The organism is Gracilimonas sediminicola (assembly GCF_024320785.1).
GTDB lineage: Bacteria > Bacteroidota > Rhodothermia > Balneolales > Balneolaceae > Gracilimonas > Gracilimonas sediminicola.
The window spans coordinates 1470178-1496195 of sequence record NZ_JANDBC010000001.1 but is presented as its reverse complement, the minus strand read 5'-3'; the positions used below and the strand labels follow the sequence as shown (position 1 = coordinate 1496195).

Genomic DNA, 26018 nt, shown 5'->3' with positions numbered 1-26018 from the left:
TTTTTGATTTCGATGTCACAAAAAAAGAAGATCAGCGACTTTCGGCAGAATCAGTATCAGCCGCATTCCATTCAGCAGGCTGCAGGGAAGAGACGGCACTCAAGAAATTCTTAAAGCGATCCGTGTTATAGTTGGCCATGCCCTGATGTTTTAGCACAATTTCACCGGTTGGGGAGATAACGTAGGTAGTAGGCACAATGGATGCGTCATAAACGCGGGGTTTGCTTCGTACAGAATACACCGGAAAGCTAAACTCCTTCCGTTCTATAAAATCCCGGGCTTTCTGTGGGTCCCGGTCCAGTGAAGCCATCACAAAAACGATCTCATTACTCTGAATGTCATCATGCAACCGCTGGATGTTCGGCATCTCGGCGATGCAAGGCGGACACCAGGTCGCCCAAAAATTAAGGAAGATGGTTTTGCCCTTGAAGTCCGAAAAAGAAACAGGGGTGCCATCAAGGGTAAGCAGCTGCATGTTATAGTCAGCACTATTTCCATGTACAACAGACTCTTCAACATCGGGCTGAAAGAGGCCGGTGTATAAAATCACGCTTTGAAGCTTTCCGATTACTTCTGTGTGATACCCGGTGCCGTATAAAATAGCTCCGATCAGAAATATAGCTCCCCATTGCAGGAGTTCTTTTTTAAAGGAGGATGTCTTTTTCGGTTTTTGCTCTTTTTCATTCATGTCACAAGATCAGAAGGATTTAAGAATTAAAAGAGCTTGTAGTAACAACAAGGTGGTCAGATGAAGGTTGAAATTTCATCGAGTGATTTTTTGGTGATGTCCGGAACCGTAACTCCCTCAGCGGGATATCCAACCACCAACAAAAGAAATGGTTTTTCGTGTGAAGGCCGACCCATAATCTCATTCAAAAAACCCATGGGGCTTGGAGTGTGAGTTAATGTGGCTAAACCCGCATTGTGTAAAGCGGTAATCAAAATTCCGGTGGCAATGCCGACGGACTCTTTAACGTAATAATGCTTTTCTTTCTCGCCCTCCTTATCCAGGTTATAACTTTGGGCAAAAATACCGATCAGGTAGGGGGCCTCTTCCAGAAAGGGTTTGTGCTCATCGGTTCCAAGCGGGCGAAGGTCATCAAGCCAGTCTTCCGGGGCCCGGCGGTTATAAAACTCATGCTCCTCTTTTTCTGCCTCAACCCGAATCTTTTTCTTCACCTCCGGATCGCTGACGGCCACAAAATGCCAGGGTTGTTTGTTCGCTCCATTCGGGGCGGTGCCTGCGGCTAATAAACAGTTCTCGATAACCTCTTTGGGCACGGCTCTGGAACTGAATTCACGAACAGTGCGCCGGCGCTTCACCAGTTCGTAGAACTCCGAGGCCTTTTGTTTCATTTCATCCTGTGGGAGTTCCTTGTAAGATTCGAGGGGTACGAAGATGGCTTCACGCATTATGGTCTTTTGTTCTTTGGATTATACCGGAAGTTACTTCACTCCCGAACCTTTTGCCAACCACCAGGGGTGAACTTCCACAACCAAGCGGCCGGCTTTTACCATCGGGTCATTTTCCGCATACTCCCGGGCCTGTTCGATGGTAGCTACATTGTAAACTGAAAAACCACGGATATCTCCTGTTCCATCTGTGGGTCCGTTCAGGTTAATGATGCCTTCTTCATACAGTCCACCCAGGTAAGCCAGATGTTCGCGCTGAAGTTTCATCGCCTCTTCTTCAGACTGGCTCCGTTCCGGGCCCGATTTCAGAAAAACGATAAAATATTTCTGCATGGTCATTTTTTCTCCCGACCACTCATACACAAAGGTTTCGGGTTGAGCCGTGGAGTCGGGCTCCTGGGCTAAAAGAGGAAGAGAAAGCAATATAAAAAGGAGGATAAGGGCAACATTCTTCATAGCGTCTATTTTTTTGTGAATTGCTGGATAGTAAAAACTCTGAAATCAAAAACGAATATAGGATTGAGGATTAACTGGCTTGCCGTCTTTGATGATTTCAAAATGCAGATGCACTCCGCTGGAGGTTCCCGTATTTCCGGCCTTGCCAACAACCTGGCCTTTTTTAACGCGGTCACCTTCCTTAACCTTAATCTTGCTCATGTGAGCATATACGGTTTCAAATCCGCCCGAATGTTTTATGCGGACCATTTTTCCATATCCCCGGCCATTTCCTGCTTTTACAACAACACCTTGCTCTGCTGCATAGATATTGTCTCTCAGGTTTGCATCCAGATCCACGCCTTCATGAGTGCTTCGCCACCGGGGGCCGAATTTAGAAGTGACGAACGTATCGTCCATGGGCTTGTCAAAATTGACGGCTGTTACCCGCATGAGGGATGGCAGTTTGGTTTTATCTCCTTCCGGACGCTCTCTCTCATTCCACGGAATACTGATGGAAACCCCAACTGAAAAGGTAACAGGACTGAAATCGAAGGATCGAAAAGCCGGGCTTTCGGTGAAGCTGCTTTCAGGCACAATGTTTTGGGGAAGATTATGGGTTTTGGTGATCTCGGCCTGCAGTCGTACAAAATTCAGCAGATAGTATTTTACACCTCCGGTTATTGAAGTAGTAAAACGGTCGGCATTTTCGGTGGGCTTCACCCAGAATTGATTTCCATTGGGGTCGGTTGCTTTGATGTTAAAATTCCACACGCCACCGGCTTTTACTCCGCCATATACTCCAAGCTTGGGCCATTGCAAACCGGCTGTGGCCCCAAAATTGATCTGGTTAAAATTAACCGGACCGCCAATCAAAAAATCTTCCTGGTTTTGGACTAAAAGCTCACCTTTTCCGGCTACATACAACCGGTATAATAAATACCGTTCAAGCTCAACTTCCAGCATTCCCTTTACGGCTTTATTGATTTCCCCGGAATAGGTACGATTAGGCACGTAGTTAAAGCCCACACTTTGCACGTTATAGGTTGCGGAAAGGCGCCAGTCTTGGGAAGCAGCTGATTGAGGGATCGTTATCAGCATGGCAAGGCATGTAAAAAAAACAGCAGCAGTAATTATCGATTTACTATTGTAACCCATCAACCCAAAGTATTTCTGTGAATATGATCAAACATGATTATAAAACGGTTAATCTGCAACTGTTGATTCAGCCTTTAAAAACCGAAGCCACTTTCGCTGTTTCTCAAGTCGTTCTTTGTATCGCAGGCGGAGGTTCTCTTCATCAACCAAATCTATCCATTGCTCGGCGAGATCGAAGGCTCCCCAGAAAGCAAGCCAATCGACAGTGGCTTCATAAATATTAAACCAATGCGAGTCGGGATTATGATCAAGCAATTGCCGGGCGTAAAGCAGGGACAGTGATTTCCGGTTTTCCATGAGGACCTTATTCAGGCTTAGCATACGGTTGGGGAGATTCAGTTCAACAAAAGCAGAACTATCCGGAAATATGTTTTGGTAACGTCGCTGAACATGATGTTTCCACTGGACAGAATCTGCCCGAAGCTGAAGGGTAAACCGGAAGTTCCGTGCTTCCGACTGTTGAATTTTTGGGGAGATGTGATCCAATACAGAATCAGCTTTTTGGACTTGCCCGGTAAGAAAAAGCGCATCCGCTTTGAGTACCTGTAAAGCAAGCAGGGTGTCTTTTGGGGTGATGGCGTCTGAAGCCTGCTCATAATTTCCCTGCATCAGCTGAGCCCGAACCCAGGCATCTTTCACCAAATCGTTTTGAGGGAAAAGGCGGTAGAGATCATCCAGTTTTTGATAAGCGGAGGAGGTGTCCCGATCAGCTAATAAAAACCGGTATTCATCCCAAAGCCTCATTTCCTTTGAAATGGAATGCGGGCAATTCTTCTCAAATAAAGACCGCTGTGCAAAAATAAACTCTGATACTTGCTGATCAACAGAATCGAGAGCAGTGCTGTCTAACGTCTGATGCCAACTATTTACCAATGCAGAAAAGGAGGTGTCATAGGCAGATGCCAGGTCAGCGGAAGCATAGCCTTTCTTGAAGGTATCCACACTATAATTTGAAAGCAGGTATGCGACAAAAGAGCCGGCGGTGGTATAACTGATAGCTCCGGCGCTGCTGTAGAATCCGGAAAATGAAAGCGCAGATTGCATGTCTTCCGATGAAGGGAAGGGTTTCTCCCCGGCAACGATTTGATGAAGAGTGGACTGAGTGGAAGCATCTTTGGCAATTCCTTCAGCAAGACCTTCAATCAATCCAATACTTCGGCTTCCGTTAAACAGGTCGTTTCCAAACTGCTTGGAAAGCACGTGTACCATCTCGTGCTTCAACACGCCTTCCAGCTGTTGTTTGGCGACGTGAAGCTGGTCCTGCTCCAGCCAAATGGGCACATAGCTGGTAAACTTGGCGCCGGTGATTTTCTTCTTTTGCCAGGCATGAGCATACAGAAAGCTTTCGATTTTCCGGTCATTCGGCCACTCAATGTTGAGCAGGTTATTAATTTCACGGAAGTAGAATTCGTGCTTTGCTGCCCAATACCGAATCTCTTCCGGTGAATAGAAGTTCTCATCAAAATAAAGATCAAAGTGTTTGGTTTGATGGACGGCTCCCAGCTGCGCTTTAATGGATGCTCTTGGACTGATAATGCCGGCTTCGTCAAGATTAAGGTAGCTGAATAGTAAGCTGATGAGGGCAAAGCCGGTAATGAGTTTGGTTTGCAGGTTCTGGCTCCAGTTGGGAACCACCCAAAGCAGGACAATCCACAGAAAAGTAATCCAGCGAAAGTAGAGGAAGGAACCGGAAAGCTGAACAGCTTCATCATATATAGGTCCGGGCCAAATTCCCCATATATGATTATAGAAATACACTTGGGGAAAGCTAAAAAATTCAATTAACCAAACACCAACCCCGCAAAAAAGAAGAACACCAACGGTGAATAATCCCGGAAATGGAAACTTGAAAGAACGGAATAAGCGCCCAATCGCTGTTCCCAGAAAAACAGAGGGAAGTGGAATGAATATCCAGAACCCAAACCCGTCAAAAGTCAGGCAACCCGTAACAAGTGATGTGATAAAAAGCGGAAGCCCGCCGAGATATAAAAAGCCCAGTACGTTCAAAGAGTGGAAAAAATCCTTATCAGAAACTGCTTTAGCGGCTCTGAGGCTCGCCCAAAAACAACCAATAACAGCGGCAAGGGCTGCTGATTCAAAATGAAAATCACGGAGCAACGGGACAGGCAGTAGTGCTATCCCAAGTAAAACAGGAATCAGATATGGAAGTGCCTTTTTGAGCAAGTTCGGTTAGGTGATGTAGTGGTATGGTGAAGAAGTAAGTTATCAAAAACTTTGTCACTTAATCACTAATCAATTTACCCCTGCCCAATATACCCACCATATTAGCACGAATTGTAAAGGCAGCCGGGCAATCAGCGCCCAGGTATAAAGGGTGAGGCCATGGTTTTTATATCCGCTCCAGGCCATGTCAATATTAGCCGGAAAAACGACGAGGAGTAATACAATTAATCCCCAGGCTGCAAAAGTGCGAAATTCAGGTACCATGATTCCAATTCCTCCCAATATTTCAGCCACCCCGCTGATGAGAACCATCGCTTTGTGAAAAGGAATATAGTCAGGCATGATGCTCATATACATACCGGGTTTCAGGAAGTGAAGCAGACCGGCAAGAATAAACAAAACGCCAATAAGGTATCGGTGGAAAGAAGGCTCGAAAAGAAAGGACATAGGTAATGTGTTCAAGTTTTGAAGTGTTAAAGTGCTAACGTGTTAGGCAAGGACTCAGCTTTAACACGTTAGCACTTTAACACTTACTTTACTTCTTAAACATGGTGCTTAGCACAAACCAAACGTTTTCTTTACGCTCCATCAATCGGCGCTTGAAGTAGGGAAACCAGTCGGTGCCAAACGGAACATACACGCGGGCAGAATAGCCTTCATCACTAAGCTGAACCATGGTTTCTTCCCGAAGCCCGTACAGCATCTGAAACTCAAAACGATCTTTGGAAATTTCATTTTCGGCGGCGTAGCTCTTAAGCCAGTCAATTAGTTCGTCATCGTGAGTCCCAAAACGGGGAAAAGGTGTTTTTTCTAAAAGCACTTTCGCCTGCTCTTTGAAAGCCTCCCTAATGGCAGGCATGTTTTGGAGTGCAATCTTGGAAGGTTCGCTGTAAGCGCCTTTCACCAGACGAATATCGGCTCCCATTTCAGCCAGCTCGTGGATATCATTATGGCTTCGATGCAGCATGGCCTGAATCACAGTACCCACATGCTTGCCGTACTTTTCGAAAGCTTCTTTGAAGATATCCAGTGTGATTTGGGTATGATCAGAACCCTCCATATCAATCCGCACAAACTGATCTTGAGCCTTAGCTACATCCAGCAGGCGAAACAGGTTTTCCCGGGTGAAATCATGATCGATATCCAGCCCCATCATGGTGAGCTTAATGGAAATACTGCTGATTAAATCCTGCTCTTTGATGCCTTCAAGCAGGCGAATGTAAGCATCAACGGTATCTGTTGCGGTTTGGCGATCGTCAATATTTTCACCCAAAAGATCCAAGGTAAGCTTGAGATCTTTTTTGTTTAATTCTTTTGCTTTCGGAATTGATTCGGTAAAAGACTCTCCGGCTACAAAGCGTTTTGCTAAAATGAAAGGTATCTTCATGAAACTCCAAATTTTGATGGCGGGCAAATTTAATCAATAGTTCACATCAGTGCCCACATAAAAATGTAACTACTGCAAAAATCATTCGTGTAAAGAGAGTGAGTGAAAACCAATGGAGAAAATATGAGTTCAACAGGAAAATATTTGAAGAAATTGATGCTATCCGGCGCGTTAGTGGCCGGACTTTTTTTGTCAGCGGCTCAACCCGCGTTAGCCCAATCAAGTGATGATGTATATCGGGTTGAAGAGTTCCGCGTATCAGGACAGGTGAGCCTGGAGGTAAGAACATCAGGGGGAAGTATTTCGGTAGTAGGATCTAATGAGGACGAAGTAATTGTGGAAATGTATGTGCGAAAAAGGGGCGACTACGTGGAGCCCGGTGATGCTGACCTTGACGATTATGAAATAGAAATTGCGCAAGATGGCAATAACGTCAGGGCAATTGTGGAAAGAAGGTCAGGCAGCTGGAACTGGAATAACGACGGGTACTCTATCTCTTTTGTGGTGTATGCACCGGAAGAAACACGAAGCCGGCTAAAGACCTCCGGCGGCAGCCTGACCGTCCGTAACCTGAGTGGTTCCCAGGAGCTGAAAACTTCAGGTGGAAGCATAACAGCGGAAGGAATTCGGGGGAAAATGATTTTAAAAACTTCCGGCGGCAGCATCAATATGACGGAAGTGCAGGGTGATGTGGAAGCGAATACCAGTGGCGGTACCATCCGTGCAGAAACCATCGTTGGGAACCTGGATGCCAAAACCAGCGGAGGCAGTATTCGTCTGTCCGGTATTGAAGGTAATGTGGACGCTAAAACAAGCGGAGGCTCAATCAATGCCGAAATCCTTGCTCCATCTGATTATATAGAACTGAAAACCTCCGGTGGAAGTATCACCATTAGAGTGCCCCAGGAAAATGGATATAACTTAGACCTGGATGGAAACCGCGTTTATGTTGACCTGAACAATTTCAGCGGACAAGCTGAGAAAGATGAAATCAACGGCACCATGAACGGAGGCGGAACCCTTATCGAAGCCAAAACCAGCGGCGGGTCGATTCGCTTAGAATATTTATAATAGGGCGATTACGATATACACTAATAAAATCAGAAAGCGAGGGATAGAATCTCTCGCTTTTTTTGTTTTCTGATGTTGTCGGTTCACTCCCAACAAATGTTTATATTCAGGGTTCGACTAAATCAGGATTCAACAAATCTATGTCCACAATTCAAACGGCAAGCAAAGAAGCAAAAGAGAAAGAAGAAGAGCGTCCGATAATTATAAAGGGGGCGAGGACACACAACCTCAAAGACATTGACGTAGAAATTCCCCGTAATAAGCTGACCGTGGTTACCGGGGTTTCGGGTTCAGGAAAATCGAGTCTCGCTTTTGATACTATCTATGCGGAAGGGCAGCGCCGGTATGTGGAAAGTCTCTCCAGCTATGCCCGTCAGTTTTTGGAGCGAATGGATAAGCCGGATGTGGATTTTATGCAGGGAATATCGCCGGCCATGGCCATACAGCAAAAAACGACTACCTCCAATCCTCGCTCAACCGTCGGTACAACGACCGAAATCTATGATTACGTTCGGTTGTTATTTGCCCGGATAGGGAAGACGATTTCACCGGTTTCGGGAGAAGTGGTAAAAAAGGACACCCCTCGCACTGCCATTGAGAAGCTGTTTGGAAGCCAGGATGAAGGCGAACGGTTTTATGTGCTTCATCCCATTCCACATCACGAAAAAAAGAAGCTGGATGAAGAGCTTAAAGTGCTCAAAGAAAAAGGGCTGACTCGTCTTTTAAACATCGAAGACGAAAGCATGGTGGATTTAACAACGGATGAAATCAACCTGAAAAAATTTAAGGCTGACAAGCACCGGGTGTTGATTGACCGCCTGGTTTTAAAGGATGATAAAGACACCCGCACACGAATTGCCGATTCGCTGGAAACGGCTTTTCAGGAAGGCAGCGGAAGGTGCTCAATTAAGATGAGGGGCGGTGAAGAACTTCGGTTCAGTGAACGTTTTGAAAAAGATGGCATCGAGTTTACCGAGCCGACTCCCCAGATGTTTTCATTCAATAATCCATTTGGAGCCTGTGATAACTGCGAAGGCTTTGGGAAGGTATCCGGTATCGATGAAGACCTGGTTATTCCCGATCACCAAAAAACGATCAGGAACGGAGCTATCGCCCCTTTTGATTCCCAGAAATTCAGCATGCACCTGCGGGATTTAATAAAAGTTGCAGCCCGTGAAAAATATCCTATCGACACGCCATACGCGGAGCTTTCCAAAGAATTCAAAGATGTAATCTGGAAAGGGAAAGATGAGTATATCGGAATCTGGAAGTTCTTTGACGAGATCAAGAACCAATCCTATAAAGTGCACATGCGCGTGTTGTATTCCCGCTATCGCGGATACAGCCGCTGTCAGGAATGTGAAGGCTACCGGGTTCGGAAAGATGCACTGTATGTGAAAGTTGGCGACTTGCATGTGGGCGAAGTTTCTGAGCTGACCATTGGCCACGCCCGCGATTATTTTGAAGACCTGGAGCTTACCGAGTTTGAGGAAGGCGTGGCAGGGCAGATTCTATACGAAATCCGAAAGCGCCTCAAATATCTGGATGAAGTGGGCCTGGATTACCTGACTTTGGATCGGCTGGCAAATACCCTGAGTGGAGGTGAGTCGCAGCGAATCAGCCTGGCTAATGCACTTGGCAGCTCTTTGATAGGAAGTTTGTATGTGCTGGATGAGCCGACTATCGGACTTCACCCCAGGGATAACGACCGGTTGATTAAAATTCTGGAGTCGTTGAGGGATATCGGAAATACCGTATTGGTGGTAGAGCACGATCCCGAAATGATAAAAGCGGCGGATAATGTAATTGATATTGGTCCTTTTGCCGGAACTCATGGTGGAGAAGTGGTATTTCAGGGTTCTGTAGATAAACTCATTAAAGCCGACACACTAACCGGGAAGTTTTTAAGTGGTCGGAAGGAAATCCCGGTTCCCACAAAACGAAGAAAAGGAAATGGGAAAACCATTGAATTGCGGGGAGCTTCAGAGCATAACCTGAAGAATGTAGACGTGGATTTTCCACTTGGGATGATGACGGTGGTGACTGGTGTTTCAGGCTCCGGGAAGTCAACGCTGGTTCACGATACGCTGTACGCCGGCATTCAAAAACACATTGGGTCGTATAATGATAAAGTAGGACGTTTCTCGGACCTGTCCGGAATGGCAGCTGTTCACGGCGTGGAGATGGTAGATCAAAGTCCGATTGGCCGATCTTCCCGTTCAAATCCGGCCACGTACACTAAAGCCTTTGATGGTATCCGCGACCTGTTTGCCAATACCAAGCAATCCAAAATAATGGGGTACGAACCGGGTCACTTTTCTTTTAACGTGCCCGGTGGCCGCTGTGAAAACTGCCAGGGAGAAGGCGTTCAGCGGATTGAAATGCAGTTTATGGCCGACATTGAGCTGACCTGCGAAGTGTGCAACGGAACCCGTTTTCGAAAAGATGTGTTAGGCGTAAAGTATCGAGGCAAGAATATTCATGACGTATTGGAGATGCCGGTTTCTGAAGCCATTGAGTTTTTTGTGGACGAAACCACCATCATTAACAAACTGCAGCCGCTGGAAGATGTAGGGCTTGGATACTTAAAATTAGGGCAAAGCGCGACCACCCTTTCCGGAGGGGAAGCCCAGCGGGTGAAGCTGGCAAAATTCCTGGCTAAAACCTCCACCGACCACACCCTCTATTTCTTCGATGAGCCAACAACCGGCCTGCACTTTGAAGATGTGGCCAAACTGCTTGATTCGTTTAATGAGCTGGTTGAACAGGGTCATTCGGTAATTATCATCGAGCATAACCTGGATATCATAAAGTGTGCCGACTGGATTATTGATATCGGGCCGGAAGGTGGATTTGGAGGCGGACAAATTGTAGCAGAAGGTACGCCTGAAGACATTATGGAACATAAAGAGAGTTATACAGGTACATTTTTAAAAGACTACCTGCAATAATGTTGATTTAAACAGCTATTAGCAGGTTCATCATAATTACAAAGTAAAACAAGATCATAAAATGAAACTCAGACAAACGATAATCGGAATTGTAGCCGGAGTTTTTTTTGTGCTGGGAAGCGTTGCACAGGCACAAGTACTGCCAAAGTTTGGGGTGAAGGCCGGCGCAAACTACTCAACTTTTAACAACACAGACAATGTAGAGTATAAAGCCGGATTTGTAGGGGGAATTTACTCAAGTATCAAAGTTCCTGCATCGCCGCTAACCATTCAGCCGGAAGTACTATATGCTCAATATGGAGCAGGTATTGAAAACAGTGATGCCTGGTTCAGAGTGAATTATCTGCAAATTCCCGTACTGCTAAAGTTTGGGTTTAATACTCCGGGAGTACAGCCTAACGTATTTTTCGGGCCATACATGGGGATTAACCTTAACTCGGAAGTGAAGAATGAAAGCGGCTCCATCAACCTTGATGACCAAGCCGAGGGAACCGATTTTGGAATTGCTGTTGGTGCCGGGTTAGATATAAGTAAGTTCAACATCGGGTTGCGCTACACCGTCGGATTGAAAGATGTAGCCAACGACAACTTCAACGATGAAGCAAAAAATGGAGCCTTTGCCCTGACTGTAGGGATCGAATTTTAGAGATCAGTATCTATTGTAGATAAGAGACGTTTCTTGCCTTAGTCTCTGCCAAAAAATTTAAAGTGCCTTTGGGTTGTCGCAATGTTGACAATTTGAAGGCACTTTTTTTATGACTGAAAAGGCTGAGTTATGTATTTGAGCGGATTCTTTTTTGTGCTTCGTATGAGTTAATGAAGTACAATAAAAACCCACATAATGAGAGAGATAATAAATTTTCGGTCATCACTGGTAATATTAACCCTTCTTTTTGCCTCGCAAATTACGAGTGTCGCACAGACGGCAGAGACTACAGCAGTCAAGGACACGACTAAGCTTCAAAATATACAGCTCGTTGATGATGAGCCTGTGGAAACGGGGTTTAACAATTACGAAGATTTTAAACCCATGAACCTGCCCGTGTATGAAGAGCGGGCTAAAAAATCTTCCGGTGAGCAGCTTTTCTATCGGTATAACATAGAAACGAGAAAAGTAGAACGTTTCCGGGAGAATGAGATTTCGGTTCCGAGCAGAAATAATTTCAGAGAGGGAAATTACCACAGCCCGATTGCTGGTTCGAAGATAGAGGAAAATCAAAACCAGGAACGGAGGGCTAAATTCAGTCCGTTGCAGCAAGTAACAGACCCGGAAGACTTTCCCTACAAAATGAATGTGAAAGTTTTCATGACTTTTTCGAACGGGGCTAATTTGGTTTGTTCGGGTTCATTAATTGATTTTGAATGGGTGCTTACCGCCGGACACTGTGTGTACAGTGAGGACAAAAACCGGGGAGGTTGGGCTACATCGGTAGAGGTGGTTCCGGCCTATGAAGACGGGGATAAACCTTTTGGCGGAGCGATGGCAAAGAATTTATTCTCAATTTCGGGGTGGACCGATAACGATGATTTATCTTATGATATCGGCTGGATAGAACTGGAACGGCCTGTGGGTTTTTTAACAGGCTGGTTTGGCTACGGGTTTGACAACGACAATGACTTTTTCAAAAACAATACCTTTTACAACCAGGGTTATCCGGCAGAAAGTCCCTATGACGGTAACTTCATGTTTGAGTGGGACGGCAAGTTTGACTTCAGAACGTTTGCCTCAGAAAAAAACACCGTATGCCAGGATCGCGTTGGTTATGGCGGCCAAAGTGGTAGCGGCGCCTATGCATTTAAAAGCGGAGATCGCATTATGTATGCAACCACGTCACATACAAAAGAGGATAAAGATGAGAACCGCAAGCCCCCAACCTGTTATACCAGAGTTACGCAGCCACGCTACAATACCTGGAACGGTTTTAAGAATAACAGCACACCCCAAAACCTGGACCTGGTTGCCATGGAAACAGACCTTTTGGTAACGGATAAGGCTGAAGGACAGGAAATAAATGGGCTTTCGTTCAAGGTGTTTAATCGCTCTACCCAGCAGATGAATGGCAACTGGGATGTAGACATCTATTTATCGGATAACAATAACATTTCAACGTCTGATGAACTGCTGAGTTCGCAGACGTTCTCGTTTAATTTTCAACCTTCAGCAGGCTTAACGGTAAATACCCAGCCTTTCAAACTTCCCGATGGGGTAACGGGTAAAAACTATCTTGGAGTAGTAATAGATTATGAAGACAGCAATACGGACAACAACGACACGGACGGTGAAGATGCTCTTGAAATAAATATCACAGAGACATCTGTACTTACTTTCGAGGCCGTTGATAAGAACAACGATCCAATCGGGGTTGATTTGAGCATATTTCCGGATGACGTGCTTGATGAAGGATCTGGCACCACAACGGTTGAAAGAAGGTTTGCTCCGGGCACGGACGTAAGCGTGTATGCCCCCGAGTATTTTGGAACCGATAGCTTTGAAAGGTGGATTTTACCGAACGCATCATCATACAGTTCCAGATATCTTGACCTTAATCCCGACCAAAACGACAAGGCTTACAAGGCAGTATATGAAACACCTGATATACCCGTGATGCCCAGACAAATAAGCAAGCGGGTAATGGAAGGAACCGAAGCAGAATACAAGGTCCAGATCATCAATAAGAATAACAGCACGCTGAACTGGAATGTAAGTTCGGCAGAAAGCTGGATTGATTTTAATTTCACTTCAGGGTCATTAGCTCCCGGAGCTACAGGAGAAGTGACGGTTTATTTAGGATCAGAAAATACCACACCGGGTCAGCTGACCGGGAAGCTGGAATTTACATCCCCTGATGCCGGCGTATCCGCGCTCGATGTACCTGTATCTTTAAGAGTGTTTGATTCCAACATTCCCCCGACACCTGAAGAGGCGTTTCGTGCTATATATGGTGTTCCCTTTGATAAGTTCGGCTCAGTAATAGGAGGCGACCCGGATGAGAAATTTATCTCCGTAGGTATTCCCGACAGAAATGAACAGTTGGGGGTAGGCTATATTTATGAGTTTACGGAAGCCGGCTGGGGACAAGGAACCGAAATCTCACCTACCGAACCAATTTCCGGAGAACGATTTGGGTATTCAATGGATGTGCTGAGATTAAATGAAAATGATTTTGCTGCAGCAGGTTCACCGGGCACCGATCCCGATAAGCTGAAGACCCAAAATACTGTTCCCGGATCGGTATATTATTTTGAGAAAGTTTTGGGAGAGTGGCAGCAACAAGCGAAAATACAAGCCGATGTGGAAACCGGAGCAGGATATGGGGAGTCTGTTTTGCTGGAGCAGAATCCACTTAGCGACTCGAAAAAACCGCTGATTATTGCCGGCGCCCCTGAATGGGATGCGACCGGACAGACTAATGCAGGTGGGGTTTTTGTAAGTGAGCACGACGGAACAAGATGGAAGACAGCACCCATCACCCCAAACGAATCTGTAGCCAGAGACTATTTCGGAGCAGCTATTGACATAGCCTTTTCAGACTCCCGCGGATTCATGGCGATTGGTGCTCCGGGTACAGACTCGGAAGTTTCCTCCGGGAAAGTGTTTGTGTATGAGTATAAGTCAGGTCAGTGGGTATTCCACAGCATGATAAGTGAAGACCTGCTCATTTTTGCTGACTTTGGAACATCGATAGACATTAGTGCCGATGCTGAAGGTGGCTTCGAAATAGTTGTTGGAGCGCCCGGAACTACTTTTGCTAAGTCGGAGCCAAGTGGAGCGGTATTTAGCTACTCACTTAAAGAAGACGAATGGGTGGGCAAAGAAGTACCGGTCAGTTCTCAAACAGTGCCTGTAGGAGGTCGCTTTGGCGAACAAATTTCATTGATTAAAGTAGCCGAGGAAACGTTTTTGAGTGTATCAGCTCCTAAGGCCGGCTCAGGTAAAGTGTTCTCCTACAAAAAAACACCGAAAGATGATGAGTGGCAGGCGCTGGGTGCCATAGGCGCAGATAACAAAGAAACGACGGAGCTCTTTGGCTCTTCATTAATTTCCTACATCAACGATGGCAAGCCTGAAATACTGGTGGGTGTGCCCGGATTGGATACCGAAGAAGGACAGGATGTAGGAGCTGTAAAAAGCTTTTCCATAAAGCGGGATTCTGAGCTGCCACAACTTCAACTTTCATCAGCTAAACTGGAATTGGATGCGTATAAAGGCGAATCCAAAGACAAAAAAGTAATGCTGACCAATAGCGGTGGTGAAACACTTCTGTGGGAATTGGAGGAGTCAGAGGAGTCGCCCTGGATTACCTTTGATAAGTCTTCGGGCTCAATTCAAGGAGGAGCCTCAGAAGAACTGGCACTTACTTTTCAAACAGAACAGTTGTCCCCCGGAGAATACAACACATCCTTGCGAATTAACTCCAACGATGTAAACGACGAGTCATTCACCATTGAAACCATTCTGTCGGTTACTGAAAGAGACAGTACAGAACTGATGGCCGGAGAAGTTGTAAGCTCAAGCGGCGATACACTTGAGGCCGGCGCTCTCGTCAATAACAGCTTTCAGGCTGAAGTTTCCAATAATGGTAAACAAGCAGTAGCCAATGGTTTTTTGGTGGGCTTCTACTTGTCGGATGACGAGCAAATCACAACAGAAGACTCCCTGTTTGCTAAAGTAAGAGTGAACGAGTTGAGTGAAGACAGCTCGATTGCTATACAATCCCCAATGGGAAGCCGGTTACCTCAGGGAATAAGTGCAGGCACCTATAATGTGGGAGCGTATGTAGATTATAGCAAGGAGGTTTTTGAGCTTGATGAAGCTAATAACATTGGGACAATGCAGATAGAGCTCATCCCGCAAAGAAAGAGGAGTCTCAGCATAGAAAAAACCAAGTATCAGGTTACCATCAGTGAAGAGACAACCGTGACGGAGCAGGTGGTGTTGGTGAATGATGGAGAAGCGGAAATAGATTTTACCGTTCCTGAATTTACCGAAGATGCGGCGCTGAAAAGCAACACTGTTGCCGACTCTGCAGATAGCACCGGGGCGATTATAAAAACCGTGAACCCGGCTTCAGGAACCATCGGCGCTGGAGATACGGTCGCGATAAATGTAGAACTGGATGCAAGCCATCTCTCTGCAAGCGGAATAGATTCGCTTTCAATTATCAGTAACGACTCAGAACAGCCAAAGGCCGAGTTGGTATTTGAAGTCATGATATCCACTGCCGGGGAGAAAGACCGTGAACTACCCGAAACCTTTTCCTTAAAGCAAAACTATCCTAATCCATTCAACCCAAACACGAACATTACATACTCGTTGCCCACACAGTCTTATGTTGATTTAACGGTGTATAATATACTGGGGAGAAAAGTCCATACACTGGTCAATGAACAGAAACGGGCAGGCACCTTTACGGTGAATTTTGATGCATCCGGGCTTTCCAGCGGAGTGTATATCTACAAGCTGCAGACGGGCAGTTATACCAAGGTGAAGAAAATGTTACTGATCAAATGATTTAAACATGAAATGAAATCATAAGCACGGCCAACTGATGAAAATTTGAACTTTCAAATAGTAAAATCACGATGATACTGTTATAATAGCATCCTGTTATTCATCAACTAATTAACCGCCCTTGTTCTACAGGCTGCTTACATTAAACTGGAGAATATTTATCTCCAACCTGAACCGCTTTCAGCTGCTGCTGACCATCGGGTACATTCTGTTTCTGGGGATTATGCTGGTGAACCTTGCCGGGACTGCCATTGTGGTAGTACTGATGGACAGCGACCCCTGGATGCAGATGCAGCTTCCGTGGCTAACGCCGGATATTTATTCCTTTATTCTGCTGGTGTTTGCCAATGCCTACTGGGTGATGCACTTTTCATTCACCAATATGCGGCTGATGAATATCGAGGAAAACCGAAAGCTGTTGGGCTTTGGCTTCCCTTTAAAAAGGCTGGCCAAATATCTGACCATCATCGGGTTTTGTCATCCGGTAAATATAATCTACAATTTAACCTGGCTGGTTTTTTTGTTGATACAGGTACATGCCGCTTATCAGGTGCCGGTGGCGATAGCAGCTGTAGCTTTAAATTATGTGTTAATTTATTCAGTAAAACACCGGTTTATCCGTGTTGTTGAAAAGCGCTTTATTGCCGTTGTGATTGGTTTCTTTGTGCTGGTATTCGGTCTGTTTCAATTAGTGTCACTTTTTGCATCCAATTCGACAAAGATCTTTGCGGAATTACTGCCTCAGGTTGAGACAGTAAATGCGTTTTTGTCGTGGCTACCGGGCGGCATGCTAATCCAAACCGTAACCGAAGATTATGGGTGGATGAATGCACTTACCATTCTCTTTTTTGCCATTGTGCTGATTGGGCTTACCGTTGTTGATCACTTCAACAAAACGAAGGAAGGGCTGTTGAACCCCGGACTTAAAAAAGCAGAAGAGGAAAGCAGCAAGCTCTGGACAATACTTCGTAAAGTTCTTGGGCGGAATGCAGGAAAATATTACTTCTATGTGATGAAGCATCCCTACAACCGGCTGCAGGTATTAACCCTTACTATTATTCCGATTGTATACGTTCCGCTATTGTTGAATGTAGATTATGAAGTCGCTAAAACTATTTTAATTCCAACCATTCTAGCGGGAATTCCAGTGGCTCTGCTGGCTATGGGAATGGCCAATATGTATGGTTATGAAAACCGGGAATTCCTGCTGCACCTTCAGTTTCCCATCAACTTAGAAAAACAGTTAAAAGAGCGCTTTTTAGGGGTGATTGTTTTGCCGCTGCTGGTTTTTTACCTGATTACGCTGTTTGAATTACTTGTGATTCCTGAAATCGGTTCACCCTTGCAAATTTTTGTGGCAAATACGTTTTTCTTCCTGATGTTTATGCTGCTGTTTGTCTGGAGTTCCTATTTCCAATACCAAAAAGCCACCTATTCTTCATTCAGTTATAAGCACCCAATTATCCCCCAAAAAGTAACATTCGCTATCTCATTCCTGATTTTTTCTATGGGATACTTGGTCTTTGTGCCACTAAATGGATTGGAATGGTACCGGCTGACGATTATGGGAACGGTTATTGTAATTATGGGAATTTATTTATGGCGACACATGGATGTTTTGGTTAACCTGTTTAAAAATCGAGTATTGATGAGATTATGGAGCGAGCTGTAGAAATAAAAAATCTGGACAAGAGCTACGAGGAAACACCGGTGCTCAAGAACCTGAACCTGGAGATTCCAAAAGGGACGGTTTTTGGGTTGATTGGCCCGAATGGCGCCGGGAAGAGCACGTTGATTGGCGTGTTGACGGGCTTGCTGAGCTTCGAAGGCGGTGATGTAATTATTCACGGGATGAAACTGAACGCCAGGAACGAGCTGGAAATTAAAAAGCTGACCGCTTCTGTGTTGCAGCCGCCACTGTTGTTTGAGCAGTTCAGCAGCCTGGAGTTTATCGAGTATGTGTGTGAAATCTACGAGGTGAACAAAGAAGGGCTGATTGAGAAGGCGTACTCGCTGATGGATTATTTCGACATCAAGGATTTTGCCAAAATTAAAGTGAACAAGCTTTCTTCCGGGAGCCGTAAAAAGCTGGCGTTTGTAACTTCCGTTTTGGTTGAGCCCAAGCTGCTACTGTTGGACGAACCTTTTGAAGCCGTTGATGTAATTTCCATCGAGCGGATGAAAAACATCATCCGGCGCCTGAAGCAAAAAGGGGTGACCATCATCGTAACCAGTCATATTTTGGAGGTGGTAGAAAACCTCTGTGACGATATCGCCATTCTGCATCACGGCCACATTAAAGCCTACCTGGACTCTGTGAGCCGCAAAGAACTACAAAAAGATTCCAGCCTCCACGAAATATTTGAAAAGTATGTGGAAGTAGAGCAGAAAGAAGAAATCGTGGACTGGTTGTAATTTACGGGTAGGTTTTTACAACTCCTGCTGAGCCATTTCAGCAACCTTAGTTCCGGTTTTCATTTCATAGGCTTGCACTGCTATTTCAGCCATCTCTGACAAAGAAAAAGTGCTTGAGTTAAGAATCAGGTCATAATCGCTTGCATTTCCAGAATCCTGATTGAAGTTATATTTACTGAAATGTTGACGATCTGCGTCCTTCCTCAAAATAAATTCGGAGGCTTCTTTCTTTGTGATTTGATAGTCGCGTGCATAGTTCTGGATACGCTTATTAAGAGGACAGACCACACGGATATGAAAAGTGTCCGGTATTTTGCAGATGTAATTTGCACCTCTTCCTACAATAATATTACTACCAAATTTCTCCAGAGCCCGAACAGCTTTAATCAGGAAAAGAAGATAGCTGAGGTTTGTTTCGCGATGATGTATAAACCCGAAAATGGTGTCTTCCAATAACCCCCGGCGACTCTCATCTAAGGACTTTATAAACTCTTTGTTGCTGCCAATATTCTTACTTATTAACTCCAGTAAGTCCTTATCCCAAACCTTGAATTCTAACCGCCGTCCTAATTCTTCTGCCAGGGCAGCGCCTTTAGCTCCGAATTCCCGCGATATCGTGATTATAGGACGCGTAGAATTAGAGACGGGAACGCCTTTTTGGGCGGCCTCTTTACGCATCCAAAACTGAACTTGTTGTTCGATGATCTGAGCTGCTTTCTTAGCCATAACAACCCCCCAATTACAAAGTTAAAGATCAAACCTTTTTGATAGTGTAACTATCTGAATATGTTGCAAAGCGCTATTGATACATATAGAATCTTTGTGAAGAAATGATGAATAAGAAGGGAGCTTTATCAATCCACTAATTTTATTAGCTTAAAAGAAATTCGGGAAATCAAGAACAGACACTATTATGGAAAAGTCGGAGTTTGAAAAGCTGGAAAAAATCATTGATGACGTGTTGCTCTGTCCAAAAGAAGAGCAGAAAGACCGCATCAAAGAACTTTGCGGGGGAGACAGCGAGCTGCAGAAACAAGCCGAAGAACTGCTGGAATCCATTCATGACAGCGAGACCTTTCTGGATGATCAAAAGAAGAACCTGAAGTCTTTTCTCGACGATATTCCTGATACCGAAGCCCCACCCGAAACGGAAGAAAGTGACTTTACCCCGGAGACCTATGGGTTTTATACCACCACCGGCAAGATTGACCAGGGAGGAATGGGCATTGTATATAAGGGCAAGCGCTCGGACGGAGAATTTGAACGAGAAGTCGCCATCAAGGTTTTAAACAGGCGTCTGGTTAGTGAAAACTGGGAAAAGCGGTTCAAGCAGGAGAAAGTGATTCTCGCCAGTTTGGAGCATCCCAATATTGCCAAGTTGTATGATGCCGGTATATCCGAAAGAAACCGGCCGTACCTGGTTATGGAATACGTGCGGGGAATGTCGCTGAAGGAGTACATTCAAAAAGAGGAACCGGAACTGAAAGAATGCCTTGCTAAGTTTAAAGAGATCTGTGAAGCGATTGAATATGCCCATCGCAACCTGATTGTGCACCGGGATATCAAGCCGCAAAACGTGTTGATTAATGAGCAGGGACGGGTCAAAGTGCTGGATTTCGGGATTGCCAAAATTATCTCCGAAGAGCTTTCAGAAGAAGAAGTGATACAGACCATGGAGTCGGGCAGGCTGCTGAGTCTAAGTTATGCAGCGCCGGAACAGATCAATATGGGAAAGATAACGGTAGCCACGGATGTGTATGCGCTTGGTTTGGTTCTGTATGAGATGATTGCACGGGAGAAGCCATTCGATCTTTCAGGGAAGACCCTGCAGCAAGCCGAGAAAATAATCCTCAACAGAGAGACCGAGAATATCAGCGCAAAGGCGAAGGTAAAGCTCAAAACAATTGATGCGAAAGATTTAGATGCCATTGTAAGCAAATGTCTCAGAAAAGAACCCGAATACCGGTATTCATCAGTTCGGGAGCTATTGAATGATCTGGAAAGCCTTCAGAAAAAAAAGCCGGTTGCGGCGCGAAAAAACACCCGCCGGTATAAGACGGAGAAATTTCTGAAAAGGAACAAGTATCAGCTTTCGGTGGCAGCTACATTTTTAGTGGCCATCGTCACATTTGGGATTATTTATAGCGTCAACATCACCAAAGAAAAAAACCGGGCGCTGGAAGCCTTAAGCAGAGCTAAAATGGTAAGCGATGTAATGGTGAATGTTTTTGAGGAGGTGGATTATACTACGACCGAGGATCCCCGACTTGCCACAAGCCGTTTTCTTGATGAGTCGCTGGCTATGGTGGAGTACAAATTTGGTGATGTACCCGGTGAAAAAGCCCGCTTACTGTTAAACTTCGGGTCAATAAAGTTTAATCTCGGCGAGCTGCAAACGGCGGATTCGTTGCTAAATGAATCGGCATCCATACTTCGATCTCTTGAAGAAGACAATGAATACAGGTACTGGCTGGCTGATGTGTACAACAAAAAAGCCGACCTGGCGCGGGCTATGGGACAGGATAGAATAGCGCTGAATTATGCAGATTCACTTCAGCAATTTTTGGAGAATAATGAAGAGGAAATCAGAAACCTCGAAATTGTGCCGCTGGATTGGCAGGCCTACCTGTTAACGTCCAAATCGTACAAGGCAGAAGTGTTCACCTACCTGGGAGAATATGAGAAAGCGGACAGCCTGTATAATGAAATTTTTGACGGTTATGCCGCCCGAAAGGATACCATGTCGGATGCGTACTGGGTTAGCCGTCACGATCATGGCTGGCTTTTGTACGACAAGGGCGAGTATGAAAAAGCTATTTCTACTTTCGAAGAGGTTATCGAAGCGAGAACGGAAGGATATGAAAACGGGAGAAGGCACTATACGCCTACCAAGGTAGCCGGGGCTCATGCAAGCATGGCCTGGGCATTGCATATGCAGGGGGAGAGTGATAAAGCAGAGGAGCATTCCCGCTATTCGCTGGATTTGTATAATGATATTTTTGGGAGCAAGCGAAGTATAGATCGAGCTAAGGCGATGAATGATTTAGGGATTATCATTCAGAAGCAGGGAAAATATGAGGAAGCAAGAGAGTTAATCGAAAAAGCCTACTATATGCGAAAAGACTTGTTGGGAGATACCCACCCTCTGACCTTGACCAGTGAAGGAAACATGGGGCTGGTATATTTCTACGATGACCAAAAGGAGAAAGCGTTGGAGTGGTTTATAAAAGCCCACCAAAGTAATGTGAAGGTGAAAGGAGAAACACATCCCGATCACTTGCGAGAGTTGAGTAATATAGGGGCTGTTTACATGCAACTGGGAAAAAATGAGCAGGCCACAAAATATTTTGAAAAAGCCCTGAGTATCGGAGAGCAGTTCTACGACACCACTAATGTGATTTACCGCAGAACGTTATCCGCATACAACTCCATCAAGTAGCCTAAAGGGGAAAAGCAGGCCGCCAAGATGCCTGTAAATAGGGATTTCTCCTATTCAATCATTTATTGTATAATCAGGAAGGTAGTAATAGAAATAAAGTGGGGATTCCTATGAAAGTGCTTTTTACGTCGGTTATTTTAGTGTGTAGTCTCTTCAGCTTTTCACAAGCACAGGATCGTCCCGATCCAAATATTCCGCAAGGCACAAATTTTGAAGTCCCGGATGGATGGGAAGTTCGCCTCGATCACGGCATGGATGATGTGGTCATAGGTTCAAAGCCGGACTCTTCTGATATCTATTTTGTGAACATGACCCCGGGCTGGCATATTACCACCGGACCTGCCGGCATCTTTTATCACCCAGCCAACACGGCCTCCGGTTCATTTGGTGTAAAAACGGAACTGCACTTTTTTAATCCCGGCGAAAGAAACCGGGAGGGATATGGGCTTTTCTGGGGAGGCTCCGATCTGGAAGGTGATGCTCAGACATATATGTATTTTTTACTTCGGAATACCGGCGAGTTTCTCATCAAAAAAAGGACAGGCGAAGACACCGAGGTTATTCAGGGCTGGACGGCCAGCGATGCAATCAACATATACGATGACCCTGAAGTGTCTTCTGTTTTGAATGTACTGCAGGTAATGGTTGAGGGCGAGAGTATCCGCTTTACAATTAATGATGAAGAGGTTGCAGATATTGATGCATCAGGCATGAACAATGACGGTATTTACGGACTGCGTGTTAACCATAGCGTGAATCTTCATGTTTCGGATTTGAGCTTATCGAAATTGTAGTAACAAATTTTTACTCATCATAAAGAAAATACTGCCCGAAAGGCGTAACCCCCTTCTGAAACCGGCGTATTAGCTCTTGTCTCAAAAATAAATAAAAGGAGAAGAGAGATGAGAAAAGTTAATGCGGTATTGATCTTAGTAATAATCGGAATGATGACGACAGCTTGCAGCACGTCAATAACAAAGTCCACAACCACGCACGTTAAAGACCTGGTACAATCAGATGTATTTGGTGTACTACCGACGCATAGTCAGGAAATCATCGTTTACAATTCACTGGATGAAGTTGAGGGAGAATACCTGGAGCTTGCCACGGTTCAAATTCAGGAAACAGCCGGAGAAAGTTCCACTGAAAGCATGATTGAAATGCTGAAAATAGAAGCAAAAAACTTAGGTGGAAATGGAGTAATTCTTATTGAGAACAAAACCGGTGATGGATCAGCCTCGGTAACCAAAGAGGTTAAAGCAATAGCCGTGTATGCACTCGATAAAATTCCATCAGAAACCAACCCGTTGGTGCTGCTTTAAAAGAAGCGCGGAATTAAGCTTCGCTAAAATCGTTTTATTTCATGTACTTTATACGCAAAACATGAACTAAGACACAAAACATGCAAGAAAGTTTTGAGCTTTTGGTGGACAGAATAATAAGCACAACGCCTCAAATTTTAGCTGCTATAACATCGTTGGTTGTGCTTATTTTTATCGGCAGGCTTGCCAGCAGCGGTGTTGGTCGTTTACTTGGCGATGATAGAACCAAAGGCGTAAAGCAAGTCCGGCTGATTAAGCGACTGGTACGCTGGGCATTTAATGTGCTGGGTCTGGTTATTGCCTTACACCTTGTTGGCTTAACCCAAGTTGCCACCAGTTTTTTAGCTGCGGGTGGTGTTGTTGCCGTGGTACTTGGATTCGCTTTCCGGGAGATAGGTGAAAATTTACTTGCAGGGTTATTCCTTTCTTTCAGCCGCTCTTTCGATGTCGGAGATCTGATTGAAAGCAATGGAATAAGAGGAATTGTGCAGAGAATAGAGATACGGGACGTTCACATACGGACTGCCGACGGGTGTGATATTTTCATTCCAAGTGTCACCATCTACAAAAACCCGCTTCACAATTTTACAAGAGATGGGTTGCGACGAGGCAGCTTCATCATTGGGGTTGACTATGGTGACGATCTTCAGAAAGCAAGAGAGACTCTTCTCAAAACCGTACAGGATCATAAACTCACGCTTGCAAATCCTGCCCCAAATATTCTGATAGCCGGCTTTACGGCAGCTTATGTTGAGCTGGAAGTTTTCTTCTGGATTGATACGTTCAGCAATGACCGCGAGTTAGGTGAAATACGGTCGCAGGTGATGGACGGGTGCCACAAAACATTAGCTGAAAAAGGATTTACCTACAGCTCTAATGTGACCACCGCTATAGACATGCTACCCGTAAGCGTAAACATAAATCAGGATAAGAAAACGTCTTAAAACCCAAGTCGACTGAGTTGATCGATGTCCATTTCGTTAGAAAAGAAAAGGTTCTCGTGGTACTAATTGATTAAAATTCGTCCGACAGAAACTCACAAATCTCTTCCAAAAGCTCACGCTGTTCTTTGGTGATGGAGTTTTTTGTGTTTGAGTCGATATCGAGTTGGCCTACAAACTCATCGTCTTTCATGATGGGGACAACAATTTCGGATTGTACATCGGTGCTGCAGGCCAGGTAATTTTCTTCGCTGTGTACATCTTGTGCCACAAAGGTCTCGTGGCTAAGGGCAACCTGTCCGCAAATACCTCTGCCGTAAGGAATCCGGGTGTGGTCGGTAGAAGGGCCCACAAATGGACCGAGAACAAGTTCCTGTTTCCCCTCAGGATCAGGCAGATAAAAACCCACCCAGCTGAAAGAAGGGATTTCATCAGCTAACAATTCACAAATCGCAAAAAGCTTTTCATCGCGGGTCACATTTCGCTTTAAAATGCTTTCCGTATCCGAAATTAATTGATCATAAGAAATAAGTTGTACAGCGCTCATAGCATTAATAAAATTTGTTGGAACAGAAAATAAAATAATATAACCGATATAAAAGTTAAGCTTTGTTTTAAGTAAAAACACAAACTAAAAATTGGTAAAAAGCTGTGTATCTTTAGGGCCATCATGGAAGAATTTTTCAAAGACATAATCCCCTTTTCTACTGTTTTTATGAGCATAGCAGCATTATTTTTTGCAAGCTTTTCATCTTTATTTTCTGTCGTTAACCCCTTTGCAGCAATGCCTATCTACATTTCATTGATGGAAGGGCATACCGATGAGGAGAAAATCAGGACCGCGCGCAAGGCTACTACTTACATGTTTTTTGTTCTGATCACCTTTTTGTTGGTTGGAACCTACATTCTCAGCTTCTTTGGAATCAGCCTTCCGGGCATTCAGATAGCCGGAGGGTTGGTGATTGTAAGAGCCGGCTTTTCGATGTTAAGCCCCGATAACGGTGGCAGAAAGTTGACCAAGAAAGATCAGGAGGCTGCCAAAGAGAAAGAAGACGTATCATTCAGCCCCCTTGCACTCCCTCTGCTTTCGGGGCCGGGTAGTATTGCGGTTGTAATCGGATTCGGTTCCGATGCACAGGGAATTACCGATTACCTGGTGAACGGCGCGGCTGTATTTATGACGGCGCTGGTTGCTTACGGAATATTAAGAGTAGCACCCGCCATCGTAAAATATATTGGTAAAACCGGAATGACGGTCATCACCCGCATGATGGGCTTCATCGCGCTGGCTATTGGTGTTCAATTTGTGATCAACGGTATCTCCAAATTTTTTGGAATAGGATAGTCTCATGGACTTTGAAAAGCTTTTCGAATACGACCGATGGGCCAACAAAAAAATACTTCTGGCTATTCGTGAACTTGATGAGGGCAAAACGAAAGAAGAAGTCATGGGCTTGCTTTCTCACATCCTGGCAGCCCAACAGGTTTGGATGAACAGAATCACAGGCAAAGAAACAGCGGTGGAGATATGGCCACAATTTTCGATGGCTGAAATGAGCCAAAAGATGCAGGAGAATACCGAAAAGCTAAAAGACTTGGTTGCACAGAGTGATAAAGCCATTACCTACCAAAACTCCAAAGGTGAGGAATTCGGGAATGTTGTAGGTGATATTTTGACTCACCTTGTTATCCACGGCCAACATCACCGTGCACAAATAGCCAAGCTTATTCGACAAGCCGGACAAACCCCTCCCGGTACTGATTACATCTTTTTTCTGAGGGGCTAAAAA

At 45.0% G+C, this 26018-nt stretch carries 21 protein-coding genes; 12 read left to right on the top strand and 9 right to left on the bottom strand.

Features of this window, described 5'->3' with window-relative positions; translation table 11 throughout:
- Window positions 1–31 precede the first annotated feature (31 nt).
- From NM125_RS06720 to NM125_RS06690, 7 genes are all read right to left on the bottom strand, one after another.
- A complete protein-coding gene (locus NM125_RS06720) occupies window positions 32–688 on the bottom strand; it encodes a TlpA family protein disulfide reductase (RefSeq protein WP_255134059.1) in 657 nt (218 codons plus the stop codon).
- A gap of 56 nt (window positions 689–744) precedes the next feature.
- On the bottom strand, window positions 745–1413 hold the full coding sequence (locus NM125_RS06715) for a nitroreductase family protein (RefSeq protein ID WP_255134057.1): 669 nt from the start codon (window positions 1411–1413) through the stop codon (window positions 745–747).
- A 33-nt stretch (window positions 1414–1446) separates the two neighbouring features.
- Window positions 1447–1869: a YciI family protein gene (locus tag NM125_RS06710; protein WP_255134055.1), complete on the bottom strand. Its 423-nt coding sequence runs from the start codon at window positions 1867–1869 to the stop codon at window positions 1447–1449.
- 45 nt (window positions 1870–1914) lie between these two features.
- Window positions 1915–2949, bottom strand: coding sequence for a M23 family metallopeptidase (locus tag NM125_RS06705; RefSeq protein ID WP_255134054.1), 1035 nt, complete (start codon window positions 2947–2949; stop codon window positions 1915–1917).
- Window positions 2950–3054: 105 nt separating this feature from the next.
- Window positions 3055–5190: a hypothetical protein gene (locus NM125_RS06700; RefSeq protein WP_255134052.1), complete on the bottom strand. Its 2136-nt coding sequence runs from the start codon at window positions 5188–5190 to the stop codon at window positions 3055–3057.
- Window positions 5191–5259: 69 nt separating this feature from the next.
- Window positions 5260–5637: a DoxX family protein gene (locus tag NM125_RS06695; RefSeq protein ID WP_255134050.1), complete on the bottom strand. Its 378-nt coding sequence runs from the start codon at window positions 5635–5637 to the stop codon at window positions 5260–5262.
- 88 nt (window positions 5638–5725) lie between these two features.
- On the bottom strand, window positions 5726–6577 hold the full coding sequence (locus NM125_RS06690; protein WP_255134048.1) for a proline dehydrogenase family protein: 852 nt from the start codon (window positions 6575–6577) through the stop codon (window positions 5726–5728).
- A gap of 123 nt (window positions 6578–6700) precedes the next feature.
- Here NM125_RS06690 and NM125_RS06685 point away from each other — a divergent pair, with 123 nt between their 5' ends.
- From NM125_RS06685 to NM125_RS06660, 6 genes are all read left to right on the top strand, one after another.
- Window positions 6701–7648 carry a DUF4097 family beta strand repeat-containing protein gene (locus NM125_RS06685; RefSeq protein WP_255134046.1) on the top strand — a complete coding sequence of 316 codons (948 nt, stop codon included), beginning with the start codon at window positions 6701–6703 and terminating at the stop codon, window positions 7646–7648.
- Window positions 7649–7788: 140 nt separating this feature from the next.
- Window positions 7789–10599 carry an excinuclease ABC subunit UvrA gene (gene uvrA, locus NM125_RS06680; protein WP_255134044.1) on the top strand — a complete coding sequence of 937 codons (2811 nt, stop codon included), beginning with the start codon at window positions 7789–7791 and terminating at the stop codon, window positions 10597–10599.
- 61 nt (window positions 10600–10660) lie between these two features.
- Complete coding sequence (locus tag NM125_RS06675) at window positions 10661–11245, top strand: porin family protein (protein ID WP_255134042.1); 585 nt, start codon at window positions 10661–10663, stop codon at window positions 11243–11245.
- A gap of 195 nt (window positions 11246–11440) precedes the next feature.
- Window positions 11441–16111 (top strand): BACON domain-containing protein, encoded by a 4671-nt coding sequence (locus tag NM125_RS06670; protein WP_255134041.1) that lies wholly within the window; start codon window positions 11441–11443, stop codon window positions 16109–16111.
- A gap of 121 nt (window positions 16112–16232) precedes the next feature.
- Window positions 16233–17783 (top strand): hypothetical protein, encoded by a 1551-nt coding sequence (locus tag NM125_RS06665; protein WP_255134039.1) that lies wholly within the window; start codon window positions 16233–16235, stop codon window positions 17781–17783.
- Window positions 17768–18526, top strand: coding sequence for an ABC transporter ATP-binding protein (locus NM125_RS06660; protein ID WP_255134037.1), 759 nt, complete (start codon window positions 17768–17770; stop codon window positions 18524–18526). Before NM125_RS06665 ends, NM125_RS06660 begins: the two co-directional genes overlap by 16 nt.
- A gap of 15 nt (window positions 18527–18541) precedes the next feature.
- Here NM125_RS06660 and NM125_RS06655 read toward each other — a convergent pair whose 3' ends face one another.
- Complete coding sequence (locus NM125_RS06655; RefSeq protein WP_255134035.1) at window positions 18542–19252, bottom strand: cytidylate kinase-like family protein; 711 nt, start codon at window positions 19250–19252, stop codon at window positions 18542–18544.
- Between the two features lie 187 nt (window positions 19253–19439).
- Between NM125_RS06655 and NM125_RS06650 the strand changes: the two genes are divergently transcribed.
- From NM125_RS06650 to NM125_RS06635, 4 genes are all read left to right on the top strand, one after another.
- Window positions 19440–21965, top strand: coding sequence for a serine/threonine-protein kinase (locus tag NM125_RS06650; RefSeq protein ID WP_255134033.1), 2526 nt, complete (start codon window positions 19440–19442; stop codon window positions 21963–21965).
- 110 nt (window positions 21966–22075) lie between these two features.
- Window positions 22076–22759, top strand: coding sequence for a hypothetical protein (locus NM125_RS06645; protein ID WP_255134031.1), 684 nt, complete (start codon window positions 22076–22078; stop codon window positions 22757–22759).
- A gap of 108 nt (window positions 22760–22867) precedes the next feature.
- Window positions 22868–23287 carry a hypothetical protein gene (locus NM125_RS06640; protein ID WP_255134029.1) on the top strand — a complete coding sequence of 140 codons (420 nt, stop codon included), beginning with the start codon at window positions 22868–22870 and terminating at the stop codon, window positions 23285–23287.
- Window positions 23288–23367: 80 nt separating this feature from the next.
- A complete protein-coding gene (locus NM125_RS06635) occupies window positions 23368–24231 on the top strand; it encodes a mechanosensitive ion channel family protein (RefSeq protein WP_255134027.1) in 864 nt (287 codons plus the stop codon).
- Between the two features lie 70 nt (window positions 24232–24301).
- Here the strand turns inward: NM125_RS06635 and NM125_RS06630 are convergent, their stop codons facing one another.
- Window positions 24302–24775 carry a GAF domain-containing protein gene (locus NM125_RS06630; protein ID WP_255134026.1) on the bottom strand — a complete coding sequence of 158 codons (474 nt, stop codon included), beginning with the start codon at window positions 24773–24775 and terminating at the stop codon, window positions 24302–24304.
- 123 nt (window positions 24776–24898) lie between these two features.
- On the opposite strand from NM125_RS06630, the gene NM125_RS06625 reads away from it, so the two are divergent.
- Window positions 24899–25573 (top strand): MarC family NAAT transporter, encoded by a 675-nt coding sequence (locus tag NM125_RS06625; protein WP_255134023.1) that lies wholly within the window; start codon window positions 24899–24901, stop codon window positions 25571–25573.
- Between the two features lie 4 nt (window positions 25574–25577).
- Entirely contained in the window at window positions 25578–26015 is a 438-nt protein-coding gene (locus NM125_RS06620; RefSeq protein ID WP_255134022.1) for a DinB family protein, read from the top strand.
- Window positions 26016–26018: the final 3 nt, after the last annotated feature.